The sequence below is a fragment of the Parashewanella sp. 2210YD4-3 genome, from assembly GCF_056591735.1.
This window is the reverse complement of sequence record NZ_JBWQOG010000004.1, coordinates 206,128-224,861: the sequence shown is the minus strand read 5'-3', so window position 1 is coordinate 224,861 and position 18,734 is coordinate 206,128. Positions and strand designations below refer to the sequence as shown.

18 protein-coding genes are annotated in these 18,734 nt (G+C 39.8%); 8 read left to right on the top strand and 10 right to left on the bottom strand.

All coding sequences use genetic code 11. The features are described from left to right. Positions 1-5: 5 nt before the first annotated feature. Positions 6-599 (bottom strand): NADPH-dependent FMN reductase, encoded by a 594-nt coding sequence (locus tag AC1EU0_RS08220; protein ID WP_480301898.1) that lies wholly within the window; start codon positions 597-599, stop codon positions 6-8. Between the two features lie 145 nt (positions 600-744). Here AC1EU0_RS08220 and AC1EU0_RS08215 point away from each other — a divergent pair, with 145 nt between their 5' ends. Together AC1EU0_RS08215 and AC1EU0_RS08210 are read left to right on the top strand one after the other, a co-directional pair. Continuing rightward, positions 745-1,362 carry a helix-turn-helix transcriptional regulator gene (locus AC1EU0_RS08215; protein ID WP_480301896.1) on the top strand — a complete coding sequence of 206 codons (618 nt, stop codon included), beginning with the start codon at positions 745-747 and terminating at the stop codon, positions 1,360-1,362. Further along, positions 1,352-2,062 carry a pseudouridine synthase gene (locus AC1EU0_RS08210; RefSeq protein ID WP_480302047.1) on the top strand — a complete coding sequence of 237 codons (711 nt, stop codon included), beginning with the start codon at positions 1,352-1,354 and terminating at the stop codon, positions 2,060-2,062. Before AC1EU0_RS08215 ends, AC1EU0_RS08210 begins: the two co-directional genes overlap by 11 nt. On the opposite strand, the gene AC1EU0_RS08205 is transcribed toward AC1EU0_RS08210, so the two are convergent. After that, positions 2,059-3,306, bottom strand: a complete 1,248-nt coding sequence (locus tag AC1EU0_RS08205) for a protein kinase family protein (RefSeq protein ID WP_480301894.1) — start codon at positions 3,304-3,306, stop codon at positions 2,059-2,061. The genes AC1EU0_RS08210 and AC1EU0_RS08205 overlap by 4 nt on opposite strands. A 111-nt stretch (positions 3,307-3,417) precedes the next feature. Between AC1EU0_RS08205 and purT the strand changes: the two genes are divergently transcribed. Next, entirely contained in the window at positions 3,418-4,593 is a 1,176-nt protein-coding gene (gene purT, locus AC1EU0_RS08200) for a formate-dependent phosphoribosylglycinamide formyltransferase (protein ID WP_480301892.1), read from the top strand. 63 nt (positions 4,594-4,656) lie between these two features. Further along, positions 4,657-5,790: a hypothetical protein gene (locus AC1EU0_RS08195; protein ID WP_480301890.1), complete on the top strand. Its 1,134-nt coding sequence runs from the start codon at positions 4,657-4,659 to the stop codon at positions 5,788-5,790. A 283-nt stretch (positions 5,791-6,073) separates the two neighbouring features. On the opposite strand, the gene AC1EU0_RS08190 is transcribed toward AC1EU0_RS08195, so the two are convergent. Continuing rightward, entirely contained in the window at positions 6,074-6,499 is a 426-nt protein-coding gene (locus tag AC1EU0_RS08190; RefSeq protein ID WP_480301889.1) for a hypothetical protein, read from the bottom strand. 86 nt (positions 6,500-6,585) lie between these two features. Here AC1EU0_RS08190 and AC1EU0_RS08185 point away from each other — a divergent pair, with 86 nt between their 5' ends. Next, entirely contained in the window at positions 6,586-6,927 is a 342-nt protein-coding gene (locus AC1EU0_RS08185) for a DUF3634 family protein (RefSeq protein ID WP_480301887.1), read from the top strand. Here the strand turns inward: AC1EU0_RS08185 and AC1EU0_RS08180 are convergent. Further along, complete coding sequence (locus AC1EU0_RS08180) at positions 6,924-8,168, bottom strand: hypothetical protein (RefSeq protein WP_480301885.1); 1,245 nt, start codon at positions 8,166-8,168, stop codon at positions 6,924-6,926. The genes AC1EU0_RS08185 and AC1EU0_RS08180 overlap by 4 nt on opposite strands. Before the next feature lie 309 nt (positions 8,169-8,477). Here AC1EU0_RS08180 and AC1EU0_RS08175 point away from each other — a divergent pair, with 309 nt between their 5' ends. Further along, on the top strand, positions 8,478-8,879 hold the full coding sequence (locus AC1EU0_RS08175) for a hypothetical protein (protein WP_480301883.1): 402 nt from the start codon (positions 8,478-8,480) through the stop codon (positions 8,877-8,879). A 59-nt stretch (positions 8,880-8,938) separates the two neighbouring features. Here AC1EU0_RS08175 and phrB read toward each other — a convergent pair whose 3' ends face one another. The 3 genes from phrB to AC1EU0_RS08160 are packed head-to-tail and all read right to left on the bottom strand — an operon-like array spanning position 8,939 to position 12,260. Then, positions 8,939-10,372: a deoxyribodipyrimidine photo-lyase gene (phrB, locus tag AC1EU0_RS08170; protein ID WP_480301881.1), complete on the bottom strand. Its 1,434-nt coding sequence runs from the start codon at positions 10,370-10,372 to the stop codon at positions 8,939-8,941. Further along, positions 10,362-11,312 (bottom strand): YbgA family protein, encoded by a 951-nt coding sequence (locus tag AC1EU0_RS08165; RefSeq protein ID WP_480301879.1) that lies wholly within the window; start codon positions 11,310-11,312, stop codon positions 10,362-10,364. Before AC1EU0_RS08165 ends, phrB begins: the two co-directional genes overlap by 11 nt. An 18-nt stretch (positions 11,313-11,330) precedes the next feature. Next, positions 11,331-12,260: a polyprenyl-phosphate transporter gene (locus AC1EU0_RS08160; RefSeq protein ID WP_480301878.1), complete on the bottom strand. Its 930-nt coding sequence runs from the start codon at positions 12,258-12,260 to the stop codon at positions 11,331-11,333. Positions 12,261-12,375: 115 nt separating this feature from the next. Here AC1EU0_RS08160 and AC1EU0_RS08155 point away from each other — a divergent pair, with 115 nt between their 5' ends. Both AC1EU0_RS08155 and AC1EU0_RS08150 read left to right on the top strand, forming a co-directional pair. Then, positions 12,376-12,858: a hotdog fold domain-containing protein gene (locus AC1EU0_RS08155; protein ID WP_480301876.1), complete on the top strand. Its 483-nt coding sequence runs from the start codon at positions 12,376-12,378 to the stop codon at positions 12,856-12,858. An 8-nt stretch (positions 12,859-12,866) separates the two neighbouring features. Then, entirely contained in the window at positions 12,867-13,205 is a 339-nt protein-coding gene (locus AC1EU0_RS08150) for a DUF805 domain-containing protein (protein ID WP_480301874.1), read from the top strand. A gap of 476 nt (positions 13,206-13,681) precedes the next feature. On the opposite strand, the gene AC1EU0_RS08145 is transcribed toward AC1EU0_RS08150, so the two are convergent. From AC1EU0_RS08145 to AC1EU0_RS08135, 3 genes are read right to left on the bottom strand one after another with little or no spacing between them, the layout of a single operon-like run. Next, a complete protein-coding gene (locus AC1EU0_RS08145) occupies positions 13,682-16,744 on the bottom strand; it encodes an efflux RND transporter permease subunit (protein WP_480301872.1) in 3,063 nt (1,020 codons plus the stop codon). Between the two features lie 2 nt (positions 16,745-16,746). Then, positions 16,747-17,853 carry an efflux RND transporter periplasmic adaptor subunit gene (locus tag AC1EU0_RS08140; RefSeq protein ID WP_480301870.1) on the bottom strand — a complete coding sequence of 369 codons (1,107 nt, stop codon included), beginning with the start codon at positions 17,851-17,853 and terminating at the stop codon, positions 16,747-16,749. An 18-nt stretch (positions 17,854-17,871) separates the two neighbouring features. Beyond that, positions 17,872-18,654 carry a TetR/AcrR family transcriptional regulator gene (locus AC1EU0_RS08135; protein ID WP_480301869.1) on the bottom strand — a complete coding sequence of 261 codons (783 nt, stop codon included), beginning with the start codon at positions 18,652-18,654 and terminating at the stop codon, positions 17,872-17,874. Positions 18,655-18,734: the final 80 nt, after the last annotated feature.

Below are 18,734 nucleotides of genomic sequence, written 5' to 3'. Positions count from 1 at the left end.
TCTCCTTACATTCCAAATGAATAGTTTTCTTGATTAGGAAAAGGGTTGAGTAGAAGCTGCTCCCGCATAGGAGTTAGTGCTTGTGCATAGCAATGAAGCATGTGCAAGCAGTAATCTATTCTTCCTCTAATTTGAGGATCATGGTTGCTATGTCCGTCTTCATTCAGCACATCTTCTGCGCTTCGAACAATCAAGTAGTCTGGGATCGGTAATAGCTTGTTATTTTTAGTGCCATCCAACTTTAATTCAGAGATAGGATAAGCACCGCTTATGCCGCTCGACACTGAGGTAAAAACTACAGGTTTATGAGCAGTGGCTTTGTTTGGGAGCATCATCAAAAAGTTTTTCAATAGTGGGGAAGCCATGCCATTCCACTCTGGAGTAATAAGAACAAGCGCGTCGGCTTGTTCGACCTCAAGAACAAGTTCGTTCCAGTAAGGCCCACGATTTTCGCTAGCATCCCAAAAAGGCAGCTGTTTATCTGCTAATTCAGTGTGAGTTACTTGGGTAAATTGCCCTGCGTTATTTTTTATGTACTCACCTACTTTGGCGCTTTGTGAGTCTTTTCTATGACTACCGCTAAAAATGGCTAGTTTCATAATTCATATCCCTTTTCTAATTTTTTCACTTTGATGTTTAATAAAGTAAATTGTTTATTTAATTCTGTAAAGTAAAAATAAATAAAAAAGTTTATTTAATTGTGTTTTTATTTGATAATGAGGTTATTAGGACAAGGAAGCAGATATGAAAACTTCTCAAAAAATCCTCAATTTACTTAAGACTCAAGGTGCACTAACAGCAAAAGTGCTTGCTGAAGAGCTATCACTTACGACAATGGGAGTAAGGCAGCACTTACTGTCTTTGGAAGAGTCAGATGACGTTACCACCTTTGATAAATCTGCGGGGCGTGGTCGTCCGACTCGATATTGGAAGCTGACAGATAAAAGCGTTGACCGTTTTGAAGATCGCCACGAAGATTTATCTCTCCAATTAATCGATTCGATTAAAGTCGTATTTGGGGATTCAGGTTTAGATAAATTGATTGATGAACGTGAGGCTCGTAGTTATGAAGTTTATCAACAAGCCATGTCTTTAGCCTTGGGGGTTGAGCAAAAGTTGAATATTTTGGCTGATATTCGAAGCCAAGAAGGGTATATGGCTAGCATAGAGCAAAATAATGATGTGTGGTGGTTGTATGAAAACCATTGCCCCATATGCGCAGCGGCGACTAAATGCCAGAATTTTTGCCGTTCAGAACTGCAGTTGTTTCAGCAATTGTTTGAGGGGTGTGCGACAGTGAGCCGAGAAGAACACATTATTGAAGGCGCACGTCGATGTGCTTATAAATTTTATGCAAAGTAAGCGAGGACGATTAGATCGCTTCTTAGCGAAGCAATTAATTCAGCCCAAAAAAGCGATTCGCCAATTATTGCTTCAAGGGCGAGTTAAAGTGGATGATGCTATTTGTAAGGATATGGACAAACAAATAGATGAGTTCAGCCACATCCTAGTGGATGATATAATTCTCCAATCAACCCAGCCTATATACATCATGCTGCATAAGCCTGTTGGAGTGGTGAGTGCAACTCAAGACCCTATTCACAAAACGGTATTAGATCTTATCAATCACCCTCAAAAAAACGAGCTGCACATAGTAGGACGTTTAGATTTAAATACTTCAGGTCTGATTTTGCTGACCAACGATAGTCGTTGGTCATCTCAACTAATGCATCCCCAGTATAAAATAACCAAGCGTTATAAAGTTAAACTAGCCAACCCAATTCAATATGAATACATCGAAGGCTTTGCGAATGGTTTTCACTTCGAATATGAGGGAATAACTACCTTGCCTGCAAAGCTGGAAATTGTTGCTGAGCGAGAAGCCATAGTGTCGATACAAGAAGGAAAGTATCACCAAATTAAACGGATGTTTGGCCGCTACCAAAATCCCGTTGTTGAGTTGCATCGACAGGCTGTTGGTCAGTTAGAACTTGATCCTGCGTTAAAGTGTGGAGAAAGTAGAATGCTGACTCAATCAGAAGTCTTTCTGGTTAGAAGTTAAGATGTCACTTGGCAGTTTTCCCAATCCATTAATTCGAAGATAGACTTAGGTAAAATATGATCGCTAGGGTTATTCATAAATTCAATTACAGCTGGACGGTATTGCTCTAAGATATTTTTATTAATCCAGTTAGTGAAGCTAGAAGTGTTGCTTAAAGTGCATACACTAACTTGTGGTCTTACTTGCAGGAAATTTGGATTTAATTCGTGCCTGATAGAGAGTGAACTGCACTCCATCATGGTTAGCAATAAAGCATAATTATCCGCATTAAGATAGGCTTGTTTTTCTCCTTGCTCCAACTTTCTAACTAAATTATTAGTGAGTAAGGTCTCTGTACCGACATCCAAAGTTAAAGAACTTGCAGTGATTGACCTCATATCATCTAAGTCAATTAGCCTTACTTGCTCACCTACTCCTTTTTTCACGCAGTTCTCACTTTTGATATCTCCTAAAATAATATTGTTACGATGTTGCTGAGCAACAAACTCACAAACATTTTTAAAGGCTGATGGAATTAATCGTAACCCTGAGTTTAATAGAGATTCGTGTAAGTCTTTGCCTCCATTTTCGCAAATAACCATGCAGGGAGATACGATTTGGCTTTTACAAACTGCGGGAGATTCTTCGGCTTGTTTGACTAATTCTTGTCGTTTACGACAGTGCTTTGCTACAAAATTATACTTTTTCTCTCGTGTTTTTAACGCAACAAGTTCCTTTGATTGAGCGCACACTTCTTTACATCTACCTGAAACAGGAGCTTCTATTGGCTTTTTGGGGACACAATATGATTCTTGAGTTGGATCTTCAGCAATATAATAATCAGAAAATTGAGATTTGAAGTGCCTAAACCCAAAACCGTTTACCGGCGATTCCGCGAGAGTTTGTTGTACAAGGCGATAGCCTTCTTTGACGCTCTGAGTGACTTTGGGGGCGATAGCATGAAGCTTTGTACTATCACAAAAAGATGCAAAGTCTCTGACGTTTTGTCGGCGATAAATGTGTTTAAGTCGAGCGCATGTTGATACTTTAAAGAAATCACTGACATCTTGTCGAAATCGCTTATGTGCTGAATTGGTAGGAAAGCTTCTAGAGACCCTTGCAGCATAGCCATCTTCGGATAACTCGATCAGGTAAATTTTACTATCGTTTAATTTAAAATAGACATGTTGATTGTTTTCAGCATCAACGGTAAGGGTTCCATATTCAGTAAAAGGAAGGTTTTCTAATTGTTGAATTTGAGCCATATAAGCCATACCCTTTTAAACCTATGTCTGATGGCATCTTACCCAGATTGAGACTATTGTTCTATTTCACTGGGAGGATTTAATACTCTGTTAATGTAAGTGAGGAGAGTTATGTTAGGTACCGCATTATCCAAGAGCGCATTGAGAGCATTATTATTAGGTAGCGGCGAGCTAGGTAAAGAAATCGCAATTGAATTACAACGTTTAGGCATTGAAGTGATAGCAGTAGACAGATATGCCAATGCGCCAGCAATGCACGTTGCACATCATTCTCATGTAATCGATATGCTCGATGACTCAGCGTTACGGTCAGTGATAACTCAAGAGCAGCCTCACATCATCATTCCTGAAATTGAAGCCATAAATACTCAGACCCTTATTGAGCTAGAAAAAGAAGGAGTGAGAGTAGCTCCTTCAGCTAAAGCTACTCAGTTAACCATGGATAGAGAAGGGATCCGTCGGTTAGCGGCACATCAATTAGGCGTACTAACATCTCGATTTTTCTTTTGTAGCACTCGAAAAGAAATGGATAAAGCCATTGAGACCATTGGTTTTCCTTGTATTGTTAAACCCTTAATGAGTTCATCGGGTAAAGGGCAGAGTGTTGTAAAGTCTGCAGCTGAAAATGAACAAGCATGGGAGCATGCTCTGGCAGATGCTAGAGGTTGTACTGGTCGTGTGATTGTTGAAAGTTTCATTGACTTTGATTTTGAAATAACAATGCTAACCGTTAATGCCATTGATGGTATTCATTTTTGTGAGCCTATCGGTCACCGACAACAAGGTGGCGATTACCAAGAATCTTGGCAACCGCAATCCATGTCAAAGCATGCCTTAGAGCAAGCCCAAGAAGTATCTCGAAAAGTGGTAAAAGCATTAGGAGGATACGGTGTCTTTGGAGTGGAGTTATTTATAAAAGGGGATGAAGTCTATTTTTCTGAAGTCTCTCCACGCCCTCATGACACAGGGTTAGTTACATTGATAAGCCAAGATTTATCTCAATTTGCTTTACATGTTAGAGCCATTTTAGGGTTACCTATCAGTCAAATTAATCAGTTAGGGGCAAGTGCTTCGGCGGCAATTAATGCTGATGGTCATTCCGTTAATATTAAATTTAAGGGGATGCAACAGGTTTTCTCCCAACCACAAGTACAGCTAAGGTTATTTGGAAAACCTGAAATCAATGGCCATCGTCGTTTAGGTGTTGCATTGGCAAAAGGGGAAAATGTCGAATCAGCAGTGTTAAAAGCTAAGTCAGCTGTTGAGAGCATTGAAGTTGTGCTTTAGGTTATGTATTTCAAGCTGTAGTGACTAAGCTAAAGGTAAATCGGTTTAAATGGAATTTTCTCAATGAGTGGGATCTCAGTTGGTACACGTGGAAGTAATTTATTTCTGACGGATAAAGACACTAGTGTCGTAGCGGCTGAACGCGTAACAGCCAAAGCTTTAGCAAAAACTGACCGTTGGGTATCTTTCTCCATAAAAACACCTGACGGCAAAACTGAAAAAAAATTCCAACTGAAAGTGGTCAGTCAAAGTGGTGCGCCAGCTGACAATCACGTTGAAGTGCGGAGAAATAATTTTAGTGCTAAATTTCATCGTGCATTTTTATCTCTTTTTTCTCCGCATAAATTATCAGAAGCAGATAAGCCTTTAGCTCATTTTTCACAAGATTTATTTTCTCGATATGCTTCAAGCCAAACAAAAATTGCACAAAGTTCAGAGCGTTCTAAACCTGCCACTGAACACCTATTTGATACTGAACAATTAGCACAGGCTTCAAAGCCATTTATGGATGATCACAGCCACCATGTAGTAATGACCCCTTCTCAAATTATTGATAATTTAAATGAGCAACAACACTCTGATGAGTCAATCGCTTTAGTTTTTGATTTAGATGAAACTTTATATACTGAGACGGATTATCATGGTAGCTCTGAGAAAAATACTAAAGGCTTAGATCCACTTCTTCCTCAAAAGTTAAAGGTGTTCAAGCAGAAGTACCCTAACGCGAAGCTGATAGCGCTCACTCAAACGCCATTTACCAGTCAATCATTGGCTGAAGCTAAATTAAAGAAATGTGGTTATGAATTCATTTTTGATGTACTGAACACTAAAGGTGATTCCAAATATAAAGATGCTGATGGTCGGCCATTGGGTATGAAGGGGGAACGTTTCTCAGCCATATTAAAGGTGGAAAAAATAAATTCAAATTGGTCACCAAAAAGAGTCATTTTCTTTGATGATGACGTTCCCAACCTAAACGATTTAAAACATGTGAGTGAAGAATTAGGGATGCAATACGAAGGGTATCACGTGCATGCCTCTCAACATGTTTCTGCTCATAAGCATCAACAAATATCGAGCGCTGATGAAGATAGAATATTAAATCGAGACGAACTTGCAAAGCTAGTCGTAACTGAAAAAACATTAACCGATAATTTAAAGCCTGCTCAGCGACATCGTTCACGAATGTTAAGGTGAGTCCGAGAGGGCGTTCCCAATTAAAGACTTTTTGATTTGTTACAACCTAAAATTTGCAAAATCAAGGCACGAAGAATAAAGTTTAGTGGACTAAACGAAAGATGAGTAACGAAGAGTTTGCGAATTTTAGGTGTAACCCGAAGGGCTGCGTTTCTTTTTTGTTTAAACTGCGTTGTCAAAAGTTCGTGTAGATTACTACACATCACATTTTCCGCCTTGTCTAACCTAAAAAATTAACAGCAGCAAATCAAAAATCTAATTGGGAACGCCCTCTAGCCAATGACTAATGAAGCGAAGCGAGCGTTTTGTTGATCGACTCTCTAGTATTGTCAATCGCAGTTATAACGGCGTCAGTGGCTTGCTGACTATTTTTAACACTATTCCAATTATTTGACCAAGTGTTCATCAGCTTACCAGACATTTTTTCTACATCTTCTCCTGCAAGAGGGCTTAGATCTCTAATTAATCCTACTTTTACCCAGCCCTTTCTTGGGCTGCCATCTTTAATGTTTTTGTCATAGTGAAGAAGGAAAATTAGCTGTTCAAGCTCAGAAAGCTCTTTAAGCATTTCAAAGCTGGCAGTGCGGATAGTACTGTTTTGCTCAGTGACTTCAAGTCGCCAAACATTATACGAAAAACCAACTAGGGAGAGGATAATACTAAAAGCAATAAAGTACCCTTGGAAGCGGCGTCTTGATTTGTAATCCATAATTGTCCCTTAGATGATTCTCAGTTTCACATATTTAAAGTATCAATATAGTATAGAAAAAACATCAGCTTTTTAGAGAAGAAAAAATGGATAATTTTTTAAAAATTGTATTTATCGCAGTACCTGCCGTATTTCTTATTTACTTTTTATTCTCAAATCGCCAAGGTTTAACCTTGTTTGAAATGCATTTTAAACAAGGAAAATTAGATCGCCACAAAGGTAAAATACCGCCTAAATTTGAGCGTGATGCTCGTGATTTAGCAAAGAAAAACAAACTAACAGGACTCGTTAGAGCAGAAAAAAGTAATGGTGTTCGATTACATATTTCAGCCACCATTAGTGACAATCATAGTCAGCAACTACGGAACATTTTTCCTTTTGATCTTTATGATGAAAAATCGGTAGATAACAGCAAACTTAGAGGTTAACTCATTGGTTTACATCTTTCCCAATCGATTACATCAAACACTGAAACTGCTAATGGATTTTCTGTAGGCTCAGTTATAAAGCCTTTCACTACTTGATGATATTCTGGTCTGATATTGGTTTTTATCCAAGGCATAAATAGGTGCTCATTCGACCAGTCGCACAAACCAGTTGTTGGTGTGATTATTACTCCTTGTTTCGCAATAAGCGTTCTGATTTTGAGCGAGCTTGCTTCAAGAATAGTTTTTAACATCGCGTATTTATCAGCCTGTACCACGAAATGTTTGTCCTTGGCTTCAATGCCTTTGACAAGGCCTCTCGTGAGCATTGCTGGTGTATACATATGGTGGACCGCTTGTAAATCATCTAAATTAACCACCTCATCCAAATCAATAATTTTTACTTGGGCGTATAGAGATTTTGTGCAAAAATTTTCAGGTTTTATATCTCTTAGTGCGATTCCTCTCGAATGCATCTCAGCTAAAAAACAGCACACTTCTTTAAATACGGCAGGATTAAACAGCCATGAATAGTCGGTCATTAATGTTTTCACTTCTGAGCCTGCATAATCTGCAAGCATTAAATTAGGGCTTACCCAGCGGGCTCGGGAAACACAAGGAAATTCGTTAAAAAGTTTAGTAAGCATACTTTGATGTTTTTCACATTGCTGCCAACTCATCTGATAAGTACCATCTTTAGGTTGTAAAGCAATGAAGTGTTCGTCAACGGCTGTCACTGTCTTATTTGAACCTGACAAGTCATTTTTTAATGTTCTGTCTGGTGCTCTGTAATGCTTCTGGTTTTCAAATTTTCTATCAAAATAATACGTTCGAGTCTTGGTTTGCATAATGGAAAAACCAAACTCATTAATTGGAAGCGCATTTTTAAGGTCTAAAAATCGTCGAAATGATCTGGCAATTTTAGTAACTGCCAAATGCTCTCCTTTTTTGATTAATTTAATTTTGCTTTCAAGTGTATGTATATCTTGCTCTGACAACATTTGTTGTAATTGAGAACGTGTAGATAAACACAAAAGGTCTGCACCCCAGAGATTCACTTGTTCACAGAAATTGGTTGCTAAATAGGCTCTGATGACCTCTGTAGCATAGCCTTTAGAAGACAACTGGATTTTGTAGGTTCTTCTGTCATCAAGTTTAAACTCAGCCTCTGAACTATCATAGTTAACTGCAAAGTCTTGATGATTGACGATTACATACTCTTCAAATGTTCTAACAATTGCCATTGAAACTTTAGTTTGAATACGAGGTGGAGTTGTTGAAGTGTATTGTAATAGTGGTAGTTTGCTGAAAAATAAAAAGAAAGTTTAATGTTGAGTTTAATTGAAATGATATTTTATAACTGTTCTTTCATTAAATTCAATGCCCCCAACATTATTGCTTATTTGTTAAAATTAAATGAATGATGTTTAACTTGTGCTGACTCAACTTAATGATAAATTAGTTAAACCGTTTTGGCCTTTTTGTAATTAATGTATGCAAACGGTTAAATAACCAAATTTTCTTAGAACACGTGAATATGTTAGAGGTAATTCATGGCTGCAATAACACCAACAATTGAACGTGCTAGTTTGTTTGATGAAAGCGGCACTTTGTCCTTACAGGTAACGCAACAAGAATGGGAGAGGCATTGCAGCAACTTACTTGATACACACAAGTTAGACTTTAGCTATCAAGATCAGGATGGCGAAGAAAAACAAATAAAGTACGATTTAACAGTTGAAGTAAACTGTTGCAGTCCAGAGTATCGCTTTCATACTAAAGATGATGGTCCGTCATGGATGAGTAAGTTAACAGTAGAATTAAATGCTTCAATTAATGTTGCCCTGTCCTCAAGTCAGAAAGTGAGAGAAACGCTTGGTAGAGGCGAGTTTCAAACTTCTGCACAATGGGTGAAAGATAATATCATTGCGAAGACTTCAATTTTCAAACGATAATGAGTACGTTAACCCCTTATGCTAATTTTTAGACAAAGGTTTATTAACCAATGGTGCTTTTAAGGGGTAATCTGCTTTTTCATAACATTCAACGTTGCCAGTGCTCTTTCTCTAGCAACCTTATGTTCAATAATGGCAGAGGTATAATGCTCTGATATCAGATGCCCATCTTCGGAATGCGTGTTAACTTGATGTAATTTTTTAGCGTTTATATCGGCTAATTCTGGTACAAAATCTTTAATAAATTTACCATCAGGATCAAACTTCTTGCTTTGTTCCATAGGGTTAAAAATTCGAAAGTAAGGCTGGGCATCGCAGCCTGTTCCAGCTGACCACTGCCAACCACCATTGTTAGCCGCTAAATCACCGTCGATCAATTTTTCTCTAAAATATCGCTCACCCCAACGCCAATCAATCAGTAAGTGTTTCGTTAAAAACGATGCCACAATCATTCTTAAGCGATTGTGCATCCAGCCTGTGGTGTTGAGTTGGCGCATCGCGGCATCAACAATCGGGTAGCCGGTTTGCCCCTCGCACCACTTTTGAAAATCATCAGGATTGTTTTGCCACTGAATGTTATTGGCAAGCGAATTAAAGTTTTGGTTGCGTGAGAGCTTAGGGAAAGCCACTAACAAGTGACGATAAAATTCCCGCCAGATAAGTTCGTTTAACCATGTCTCTGCGGGCGTTTTTTCAACAATGGCATTGGGGAATTCTGCCTGTAATGCCGCTAAACATTGTCTTGGGCTGAGTATGCCTAACGCTAAATAAGGAGAAAGTTGGCTGGTGGCATGCAGAGCGGGATAATCTCGTTGCTCGCCATAATCCGCAAGATGCTGCATACAAAACTGACGTAAGAGTTGATGCGCGGCTTTTTCACCTACAGGCCATTGGTTACTAGAGACTTTTTCACAGTTAAGAGTAATGGTTTGAGCTTGTATTTGCTTGGAAATAGCCTGTGGTTTTCCTAGTGGCTCGACAGCAACGCTTTGCATTATTTCACGCCAACGATTTTTAAAGGGCGTGAATACTTTGTACATCATTCCTTGCTGATTTTTGACTGTTCCAACGGGTAAAAGGCAATGTTCGTCAGTGAATGATATCGGTAAGCCATATTCTATCAGTTGCTTATCTCTGAGCCTTTCATTCCATTCAGGCTCTGAACCTGCAAATACGTGTTTGATAAGTCTTGATTGTTGCTGGCTGATAAACCATTGGATTTGCCCTTGAAAATCTTCTACATCAAAAACAGACAATGGAATGCCAAGCTCAGCCAAAGATTGTGATAAATAATTGAGTTGACGCTCAATAAAGTGCAATTGAATCGGAGCTTGATCGTGAAGCTGCCATTGTGATGGTGTTGCAAGATAAACTGCATGCAGAGCTAGATCTTGCTCTGCGGTAAATTCTAAGGCTTTTGAAAGAGCTTGATTATCACTAATCCTGAGATCGTTACGAAACCAAAAGATAACCGAATTAGGTTTAATATCCATATCTAAGTTTCAGCGTCTCTGGGTGTGGGTTGAGATAAACCTGATCTTGAATATAGTCTTTTGGAAACTCTCTCAGGTAATGATTAATCAAAGTGATAGGAACTAAAAGAGGTGCGATACCTTGATGGTATTTTTCAATACTTTCAGTAAGTTCTTCCTTTTGCTCTTTAGTTAAATCTTGCTTAAAGTAACCTTGAATATGTTGCAGTGTATTTGTGTGTGTATTGCGAGTCGCACGATGTTTTAATGCTGCCATAAAGCCTGCAAAATATTGCTCAGCGGTTTTTTCTAAATCAGATAAATCTGCCAATAAAGGCCCAAGTTGTCTATAGCTTTCACGGTGATGAGCCATGATCAGATACTTGTACCGAGAATGAAACTGAATAAGTTTATGCTTGGTTAGCCCTGAGTGCACCATGCATTGCCAGTCGTGATAAGCATATACACGAGTAAAGAAGTTTTCTTTTAAATTGGGGTCGTGTAATCGTCCTTCTTCCTCAACAGGCATTAATGGATACATTTCCATTAAGGCTCTGGCATACACACCGATACCGCTTTTAGTGGCGTTATTGGTGCCTTTTTTATATTCCAATACCCGTTCCATGCCGCAGGTTGGTGATTTAGAACAAAAAATGTAGCCACCCAGCTTATCCAGTTGGGAAACCTTGTTGTGACTAAATTCATGAAGTTGATCTGTGACATCCAAACTACCATCACCACTTTGAACCAGTATGATGTCTCCGTCTTTAACCAATCGAATCGATTTTCTAGGAGCGCCAAGACCAATCGCCATTTCGGGACACACTGGGATGAATCTAAAATACTGACTGAGCTCTTTTTTACAATAAACAGAGTTTTTGTGGCCGCCATCAAAGCGGACTTTTTCACCCAATAAACATGAGCTGATGCCCACTTGAATCTTTTCAGCGCTAAATTGCATAGTATGTCCCAAAGATAATTACTTTGTATCAGTATCGGAGCGACTTCCGACTTTTTCCAATCCCCACACTAATACGATAGCACTCAACATACAGATCACGGCTAATAACAATTGATGAGACTCGCCTGTGGTATGTTGGTAAGTAAAAGGAGATAGGTTTTCTTGAACTAGTGGCACTTGTTCTCCTTTAGAGTTCGTGCGCCAGCTAAGAGTGATTTTCCAAGGCCAAATCTTCCCAAGTGTACCCAGCATTAACCCAGTTAAAAAGGCTAGGGTAGCATCGTGCCAACGTGAGAGCAGCATAGATAAAAAACGACTGAAGCTCAGTAATCCACATAAAGCTCCGGCAGCAAATACGGCAAGAGTGGTGACATCAAAGCTTTTAGCTGCACCTAAAATGGTTGAGTAAAGGCCGAGAAGAAGCAATAGAAAAGCGCCTGATATACCCGGTAAGACCATGGCGCAAATAGCAATAGCGCCACCGATAAAGATAGTAAGGGTGTTTATTTCTAAACCAATATGGGTGAGTTGATTCAATCCCCAAGCAATGACTATCCCCGAAACGAAGCTAATAAGCCTTTGAACGGTATAGCCATTAATTTGTTTAAGGACATGCACAACCGAAATCAAAATAAGTCCAAAAAAGAAAGACCAGATTGGAATTGGGTGAGTAACGAGTAACCAAGAAATGAGCTTGGCTAATGTAAAGGCACTAGTCAAAATGCCTGCTAGTAAAGAAACCAAAAAACCGCCATTGATATGATCGAATGTGGCCTTTAGACCTTCACGTTTAATCATGCCAAATAACGATGGCTTGATTTTATTGATGCTGCCAAGCAAAGTATCAAGAATCCCTGTAATAAAGGCAATCGTACCGCCAGAAACACCGGGCACGACATCTGCCGCCCCCATTGCCACTCCCTTGAAATAAGTTTTAAGTAAATTCAACTTCTTTTCCGTTTATAAATTATCAATGTAGGCATTATACCGAAAGTTATTGCACTGTCTTACGTTGTGATTTAGTTTAAATCATATGCTCGTCCGACCACTGAATATGGAAGTTATGGAAAATCAAATTAACTCAAGTGATAACAAAGTACTTAGCCTTTATAAAAAGTGCTGCCAGTATCCCTTTGGAAAATGGCTTTTTTCGAAAATCTTTTGTCATAAGGCGCCTTATTTTGGCTCTGCGGATCCTAAGATAACCACGCTTCGAGCGAATTACTGCGAGTGCGTCATCAAAAAACGACGTAGCGTTGAGAACCATATAAAAACGGTTCATGTGATTGCGATTTGTAATGGTTTAGAAATGGCCATGGGAGCCGTTGCAGAAAGCTCTATTCCTAAGCATCTTCGATGGATACCGAAAGGAATGAAGGTTGATTACACCGCAAAAGCGGGGAGTGATATTCGTTGTGTGGCTGAAGTTAAGCAAGAATGGCAAGCAGGTGACTTAGATGTGATTGTAACGGCTTTTGATACCAAAGGCATTGAAGTTGTAAAAGGTAAAATCCATTTATGGATTTCAGAAAAACCGAAGAAGTAGGTTAGTTTATGGAACATTTTATAGGTGCGATAAAAAAATACGCCACATTCACAGGTCGAGCCACTCGAGCCGAATTTTGGATGTACATGCTGTTCTATTGGCTGTTTTACTTTGGCATGATCATTGTTGCACTAACCATTAATGTTCCTATGTTACTGACGGCTTATGCAGTGGCATTGCTTTTGCCAACACTAGCAGTTGGTGCTCGCCGGCTACACGATACTGGGCGTTCAGGCTGGTGGCAGTTGATCGGCTTGATCCCTATTATTGGTCTTATTGTGCTTATCGTTTTTTATGCTCAAAACAGCCACAATGATAATGAATATGGGCTAAATCCTAAAGCATAGAGGGATGTGCTTTTATGATGGTTTTGTAGAAACGAAATTGGAATAGTTTCGTTAGCCGGAGTTAGGGACCATATACGCACTCTAGTCAATAGTTGAAAACTCACGATGCTAAAATGTTACCTTTCTTAAAACAATTATTGAACGCTCAATTCGAGTACTTTAAAGATCATAACTCAGCACAATTTTTTTACCCCTTACAGATAGCTTATTTGGATAAGTTGATCGAGGAAACCAATGCTTTCCCCCAAACGTTTGCATAAAAAAGGCTGGTAAATACCATTCGTATCACTTAACTATGTTTTAGATGAAGCCTTAGCTTTGTAACTACATCGTTGTAATTCCTCACCATAGCTACGGCTATGATTCGTCATTACGCCTTGTATTTACTTTGCTAACGCTCCCCTTTAACCACAGTTAATTGATGTGAATGGTATAAAACCAACCAAAGGGTAATGATTCTTTATTTAAAGAGTCTTCTAAATTTCTTCCACTTCTTTCGTTTGATGCGATTCAGCTAAATATGAATAAATTACTGGCAATACAAACAAAGTAAAGAAAGTACCAATCAACATACCTGCCACCAATATCAATCCGATACTGTTACGAGCAGCAGCACCAGCACCACTGACCAATACTAGCGGGAAGTGACCTAATACCGTTGCAGCAGTCGTCATCAAGATTGGGCGTAGACGAACACTAGCAGCTTCAATAACTGCGGTTGTTTTGTCTTTGCCTTCAAGCTGTAGGTGCTTAGCAAATTCCACAATCAAGATACCGTTTTTGGCAACCAGTCCCACAAGGGTGATCAAACCAATCTGCGAGTAAATATTGATGGTGGTGAAGTTGGTAAACGACAACAACAGTGCGCCAGATAGTGCTAGAGGTACAGAACCAAGCAATACAACCAGCGGATCACGGAAACTGTTGAACTGAATGGCTAGTACAAAGAAGACGAAGATCAAAGCAATACCCAGCACGCTCACCAAGGTGTTGCCTTCTTTACGTAGCTGGCGAGACTCACCAATGTAATCAATGCTGTAGCCCATTGGCAGAATATTAGCAGCGGCTTGCTCAAGAGAAGTCAGCGCTTGATCTTTGGTTACACCAGGAACAATACCGCCGTAAATTCTAAATGAATTACGTTGACCAAACTTAGATAGAGCACGAGGCGCAGCTTGAGTCGATGCCGTTGCAATACTTGAAAGTGAGAATTGCTTGCCGTTCGGAGCCGTTAATTGCAGCTGCATAATGGCTTGCTGATCTTTACGGAACTCATCTGGTACCTGTGCAATCACTTTATAAGCTTTACCATCTAGATTAAAGCGATTCACATAGTTATCCGATAGCAAGAAAGATAGCTGCTGGTTAACATCACTAATGGTCATGCCTAAGTCAGCAATTTTTGACTTATTAAACTCAAATTTGATTTGAGGTAAGTCTACTTTCAAATCCGTATCGGCAAACATAAAGTATCCCGATTGAAATGCTGAATATACTAACTGCTGTGCAATACCTGACATATTTGCTTGAGGATCGGATGAGGTCACTATCAATTCCACATCAAACTGACCAGAAGTTGGCAGTGATGAGGGCAAGTTAGGTAAAGCATTCACTTCTGGAAACTGGCTGATCACGCCATAAACTTGTCCACGAAGCTCTTGAATACTTTGCTCACGCTCACCGACAGGATCAAACAGCAATCCACCAAAGCCAGTCGTTTGCATTGCAACATGCCACATATCATTAGTATTTGGCAGTTGAAGGTTGGCTTTTACTATCTCACCAATTTGCTGGCTAGTGAAGTCAACGGTTGATTCTGGTGGCGCAATCACATACATCTGCACTTGAGACTGATCTTCAACAGGTGCAAGCTCAGACTTTGAGAACATAAACAGCGGCACGATCAGCAAAGTGAAAAATATCGCTACAGCAACCACTTGAGGGCGGTGATTAAATACACGACTCAAGAAGGCAGAATACGCATTTTCAAGGCGCAAAAATTGACCATTGATGAACTGAGTGATCTTGCCTTCTTTGCCACCCTCAGGAGAGACATAAGCACTCATGATCGGCGATAACGTTAGTGCGACCACACCAGACATTAATACGGCTGTTGCTAGCGTAAATACGAACTCTTTAAACAGCACGCCTGTTAGGCCAGATAGAAAACCAATCGGTGCGTAAACGGCTGCAAGAGTAATGGTCATACCAATAATTGGCGTGAACAACTGACGCGAACTTAGCAACGCAGCTTTAGGGCCACTCATGCCGTTACGCATGTGTCTTGCAACGTTCTCTACAACAACAATCGCATCATCAACCACCAAGCCTACCGATAGAACAATCGCTAATAGCGTTAATAGGTTTAATGAGAATCCCATCAAAGTCATGGCCGCTACAGCGCCAAGGATTGAGATTGGAATAGTGATCAGAGGGACTAGTGCAGTACGGAATGAACCCATCATCAACAAGATCACAATACCAACCAATAACACAGTTTCAATCAAAGTAGAAAATACTTCCTTAATTGAGTCACGCATGTATTCAGTCGCATCGTAAGCAATCTTGATTTGCAGATCTTTTGGCAAACGTTGGTTTATTTCGGCAATCTTTTTATAAAGCGCGTCACCAATGGCAATTTCGTTTGCACCGGGTTGCGCAAACACCGAAATATAAGCTGAGTTTTTACCACTCAAGCCTGAAACTTCGTTACCTTGTTCAGCGCCAAGTTCTACTTTTGCGACATCGCTAAGCTTGATGCTGCGTCCATCCATTTCCTTGATGACGATATTTTCAAAATGCGCAGCATCTTCAAGTAAGGTGTTGGCGACAATATCAATGCGTTGATTATGTGTTTTGGTGCTGCCAAAGGTAGCGGCTACGTTATTGGTCATCAAAGCCTGTTGAATATCGTTAGCACTGACATTCATCATCGACATTTTGATTGGGTTTAACCAAATACGCATAGAAGGTGAGCGACTACCGACTAAGCCAACTTTTTGCACGCCGGGAAGCGAATTAAATAGCGGGTTAACTTGTCTAGTCAGATAGTCACTCAAATCAGCAATATTGAACTCTTTGGTATCGGCATACAGATAGAACGAAGCAAAAGGTCTATCGGCACGAACCACGTCAATACTTGGATCTTGAGTACCACGAGGTAGCTCAAAACGAATTTGGCTTAAGCGGGTATTCAGTTCTGCTAATGCTTTCGTACTGTTAGCATTGAGTTCGAGCTGAACTTTTACATCACTTACGCCAGCGGTCGAATTTGAGCTGATGTAATCTACCCCTGTTATGGTCGCAGCGGCTTTCTCTATCGGATCGGTTACAAAACCTTGGATTTCTTCAGCCGAAGCTCCAACATAAACCGTAGTAATGTTTAATGACGTATTCTCAATTTGAGGATACTGAAGTACTGGCAATTTTAGCGCGGATATTGTGCCGATGATCACTAAGGTCAAGGACAAAATAATGGCTAGAATTGGCCGTTGCACAAACATATCTGTGAAACGGGCTTTATAAGATGTAGCAGACATTACTAACCCTTATTATTTTCTTGCGTACCAGCTTGTTGAATATTGACTAGCTTATTTGGGTAGAGTTTAAATGCGCCCGAAGACACAACTTGCTCACCTACTTTTAAGCCATCTGCCAAGTAGCTGAACTCACTGTCATCTTGGAATACTGTGACGTCGCGGCGTTGTACTCGATAAGTACCTTCATTCTCAGGTACCAGTACATAAACATAGCGAGAAGATTGCTGACGCAATACGGCATGCTTTGGCAGTTTGATCATCTGCTTGTTTTGGCCTTGCTGTAGTTTTACCTCAACAAAAGTACCTGGACTTAGGTTCATATCTGACGTTTTTTTCAGCTCTGCACGATATTTAACACCACGAGTTTGAGCGTTAACGACAGGCTCTTTTGCAATGATGTCGGCAAACTCTGCTTTAGGGTGATTTTCAATGATCATTTCAACTTTTTCGCCACTCAAGCGCTGTGCTTGAACTTGTGACAAATTAAAGTCGACCCAAAGTAGTGGCTGCTCAGTGACAAGGTTGGCCACTTGAGAGTTGGGTGCTAGATATTCACCGATAGATAAATTGTGGAGTCCAACAACACCATCAAAGGGAGCATGAATGGTTTTTTTATCAATAATGGCTTGAATTCTTTCGACTTCAGCTTGGCTGATTTGAGCATCTGCTTGTGATTTGTCTAATGCGTTATCAGAAGCCAGTTTTTTACGGTGTAACTCTTTGGTTCGTGCTAACTCATTACTCGCTAATTTTGCTTTAGCTTTTGCAGTCTTAACTTGTGCTAATTCCTCGCTGATATCAACTTGGAGTAGCTTCTGTCCTTTTTTGACTGTTGAGCCACTTTGCAAATCCAAATAAGTGATTTTTCCAGCAAAGCTATTGGTTAGCATTAATGAATCTGGTGCAACGATTTCAGCGGGTACCGTTACACGCTCTTTATAATCAGAATAATCAACAGTTACCGCATTGATAGGTGATGGAAATTCAGGTTGTGTCTGCTCCATTGCCGTTTTAATTTCGGAAGATTTAAAGTGGTAAAGACCATAACCAATGCTGGCGATGGCAATAAAAGTCAGGCTCCAATTAAGGAGTGGCTTTTGCTTGGGCATGTTAATTTTCCTAATGTTTTATCTATATCCAAGAGCTTCTAGCTCTAGTTTTGTTTGTTCTATGGCTGCTGCTGTCAGTGGCTCTTTCCAAGGGTGCGCATTAATAAAATGGCTCATGGCAACAATACTGTTTTCTTCAACATCAGTTGCGGCTTGGCATTCTGCCCCCGGTAAATGCTGCGAAACCACATCGATATGATTCTTGATTTGCTTAAATCCCATCGACATAGCCCAGTGCCCAATACTAAGTTCATATATGGCACTCAAGTCATTTCCTAGAAATTCTCCTGAATTGAAACAGTCAATATTCTTTTGTCTGCATAGATCACTCATCTTATTTTCAAGTTCTAAAATACGTGACTTCCACATAGGAGAGCAGCGACGGATCACTGCTTCGCTTTTCGATAAAATGTCCAAATCCAAATCAAAGCTATATTTCTGTGACTTATTTGGATCAAGCAAAATGAAGGCGATTAGCTTTTGTGGCATGGTGAGCGAAGTATCAAAAATTCGTTTAAATAATTGATAGAAATGCTCATCTTTTTCACAAGCCAGTGCGATGATCACGTCTTCTTTTGTCTGTACACATTTATACAGTGAACCAACAGATAAGCCTGCCTGTTTCGCAATAGTGGTCATTTTAAAGTCCATCAATGAAGAGGACTCAATGACCTGAGCAGCAGCATCAAGGATCATTTGCTGTTGCTGCTCAACGGTAAATCTAGGTGCTGGACACATGATTTGACTCGCATTCGAATAGTGTTCGAATGCAATTCTAGTTGCTTGGGTTTTAAGATTCAACTTTTATTTTTGATGCTATACCTTACCTTTTTTGTTAACAAAATGTTAATTAAGGAGCGTATCTTTGATACGATACATCT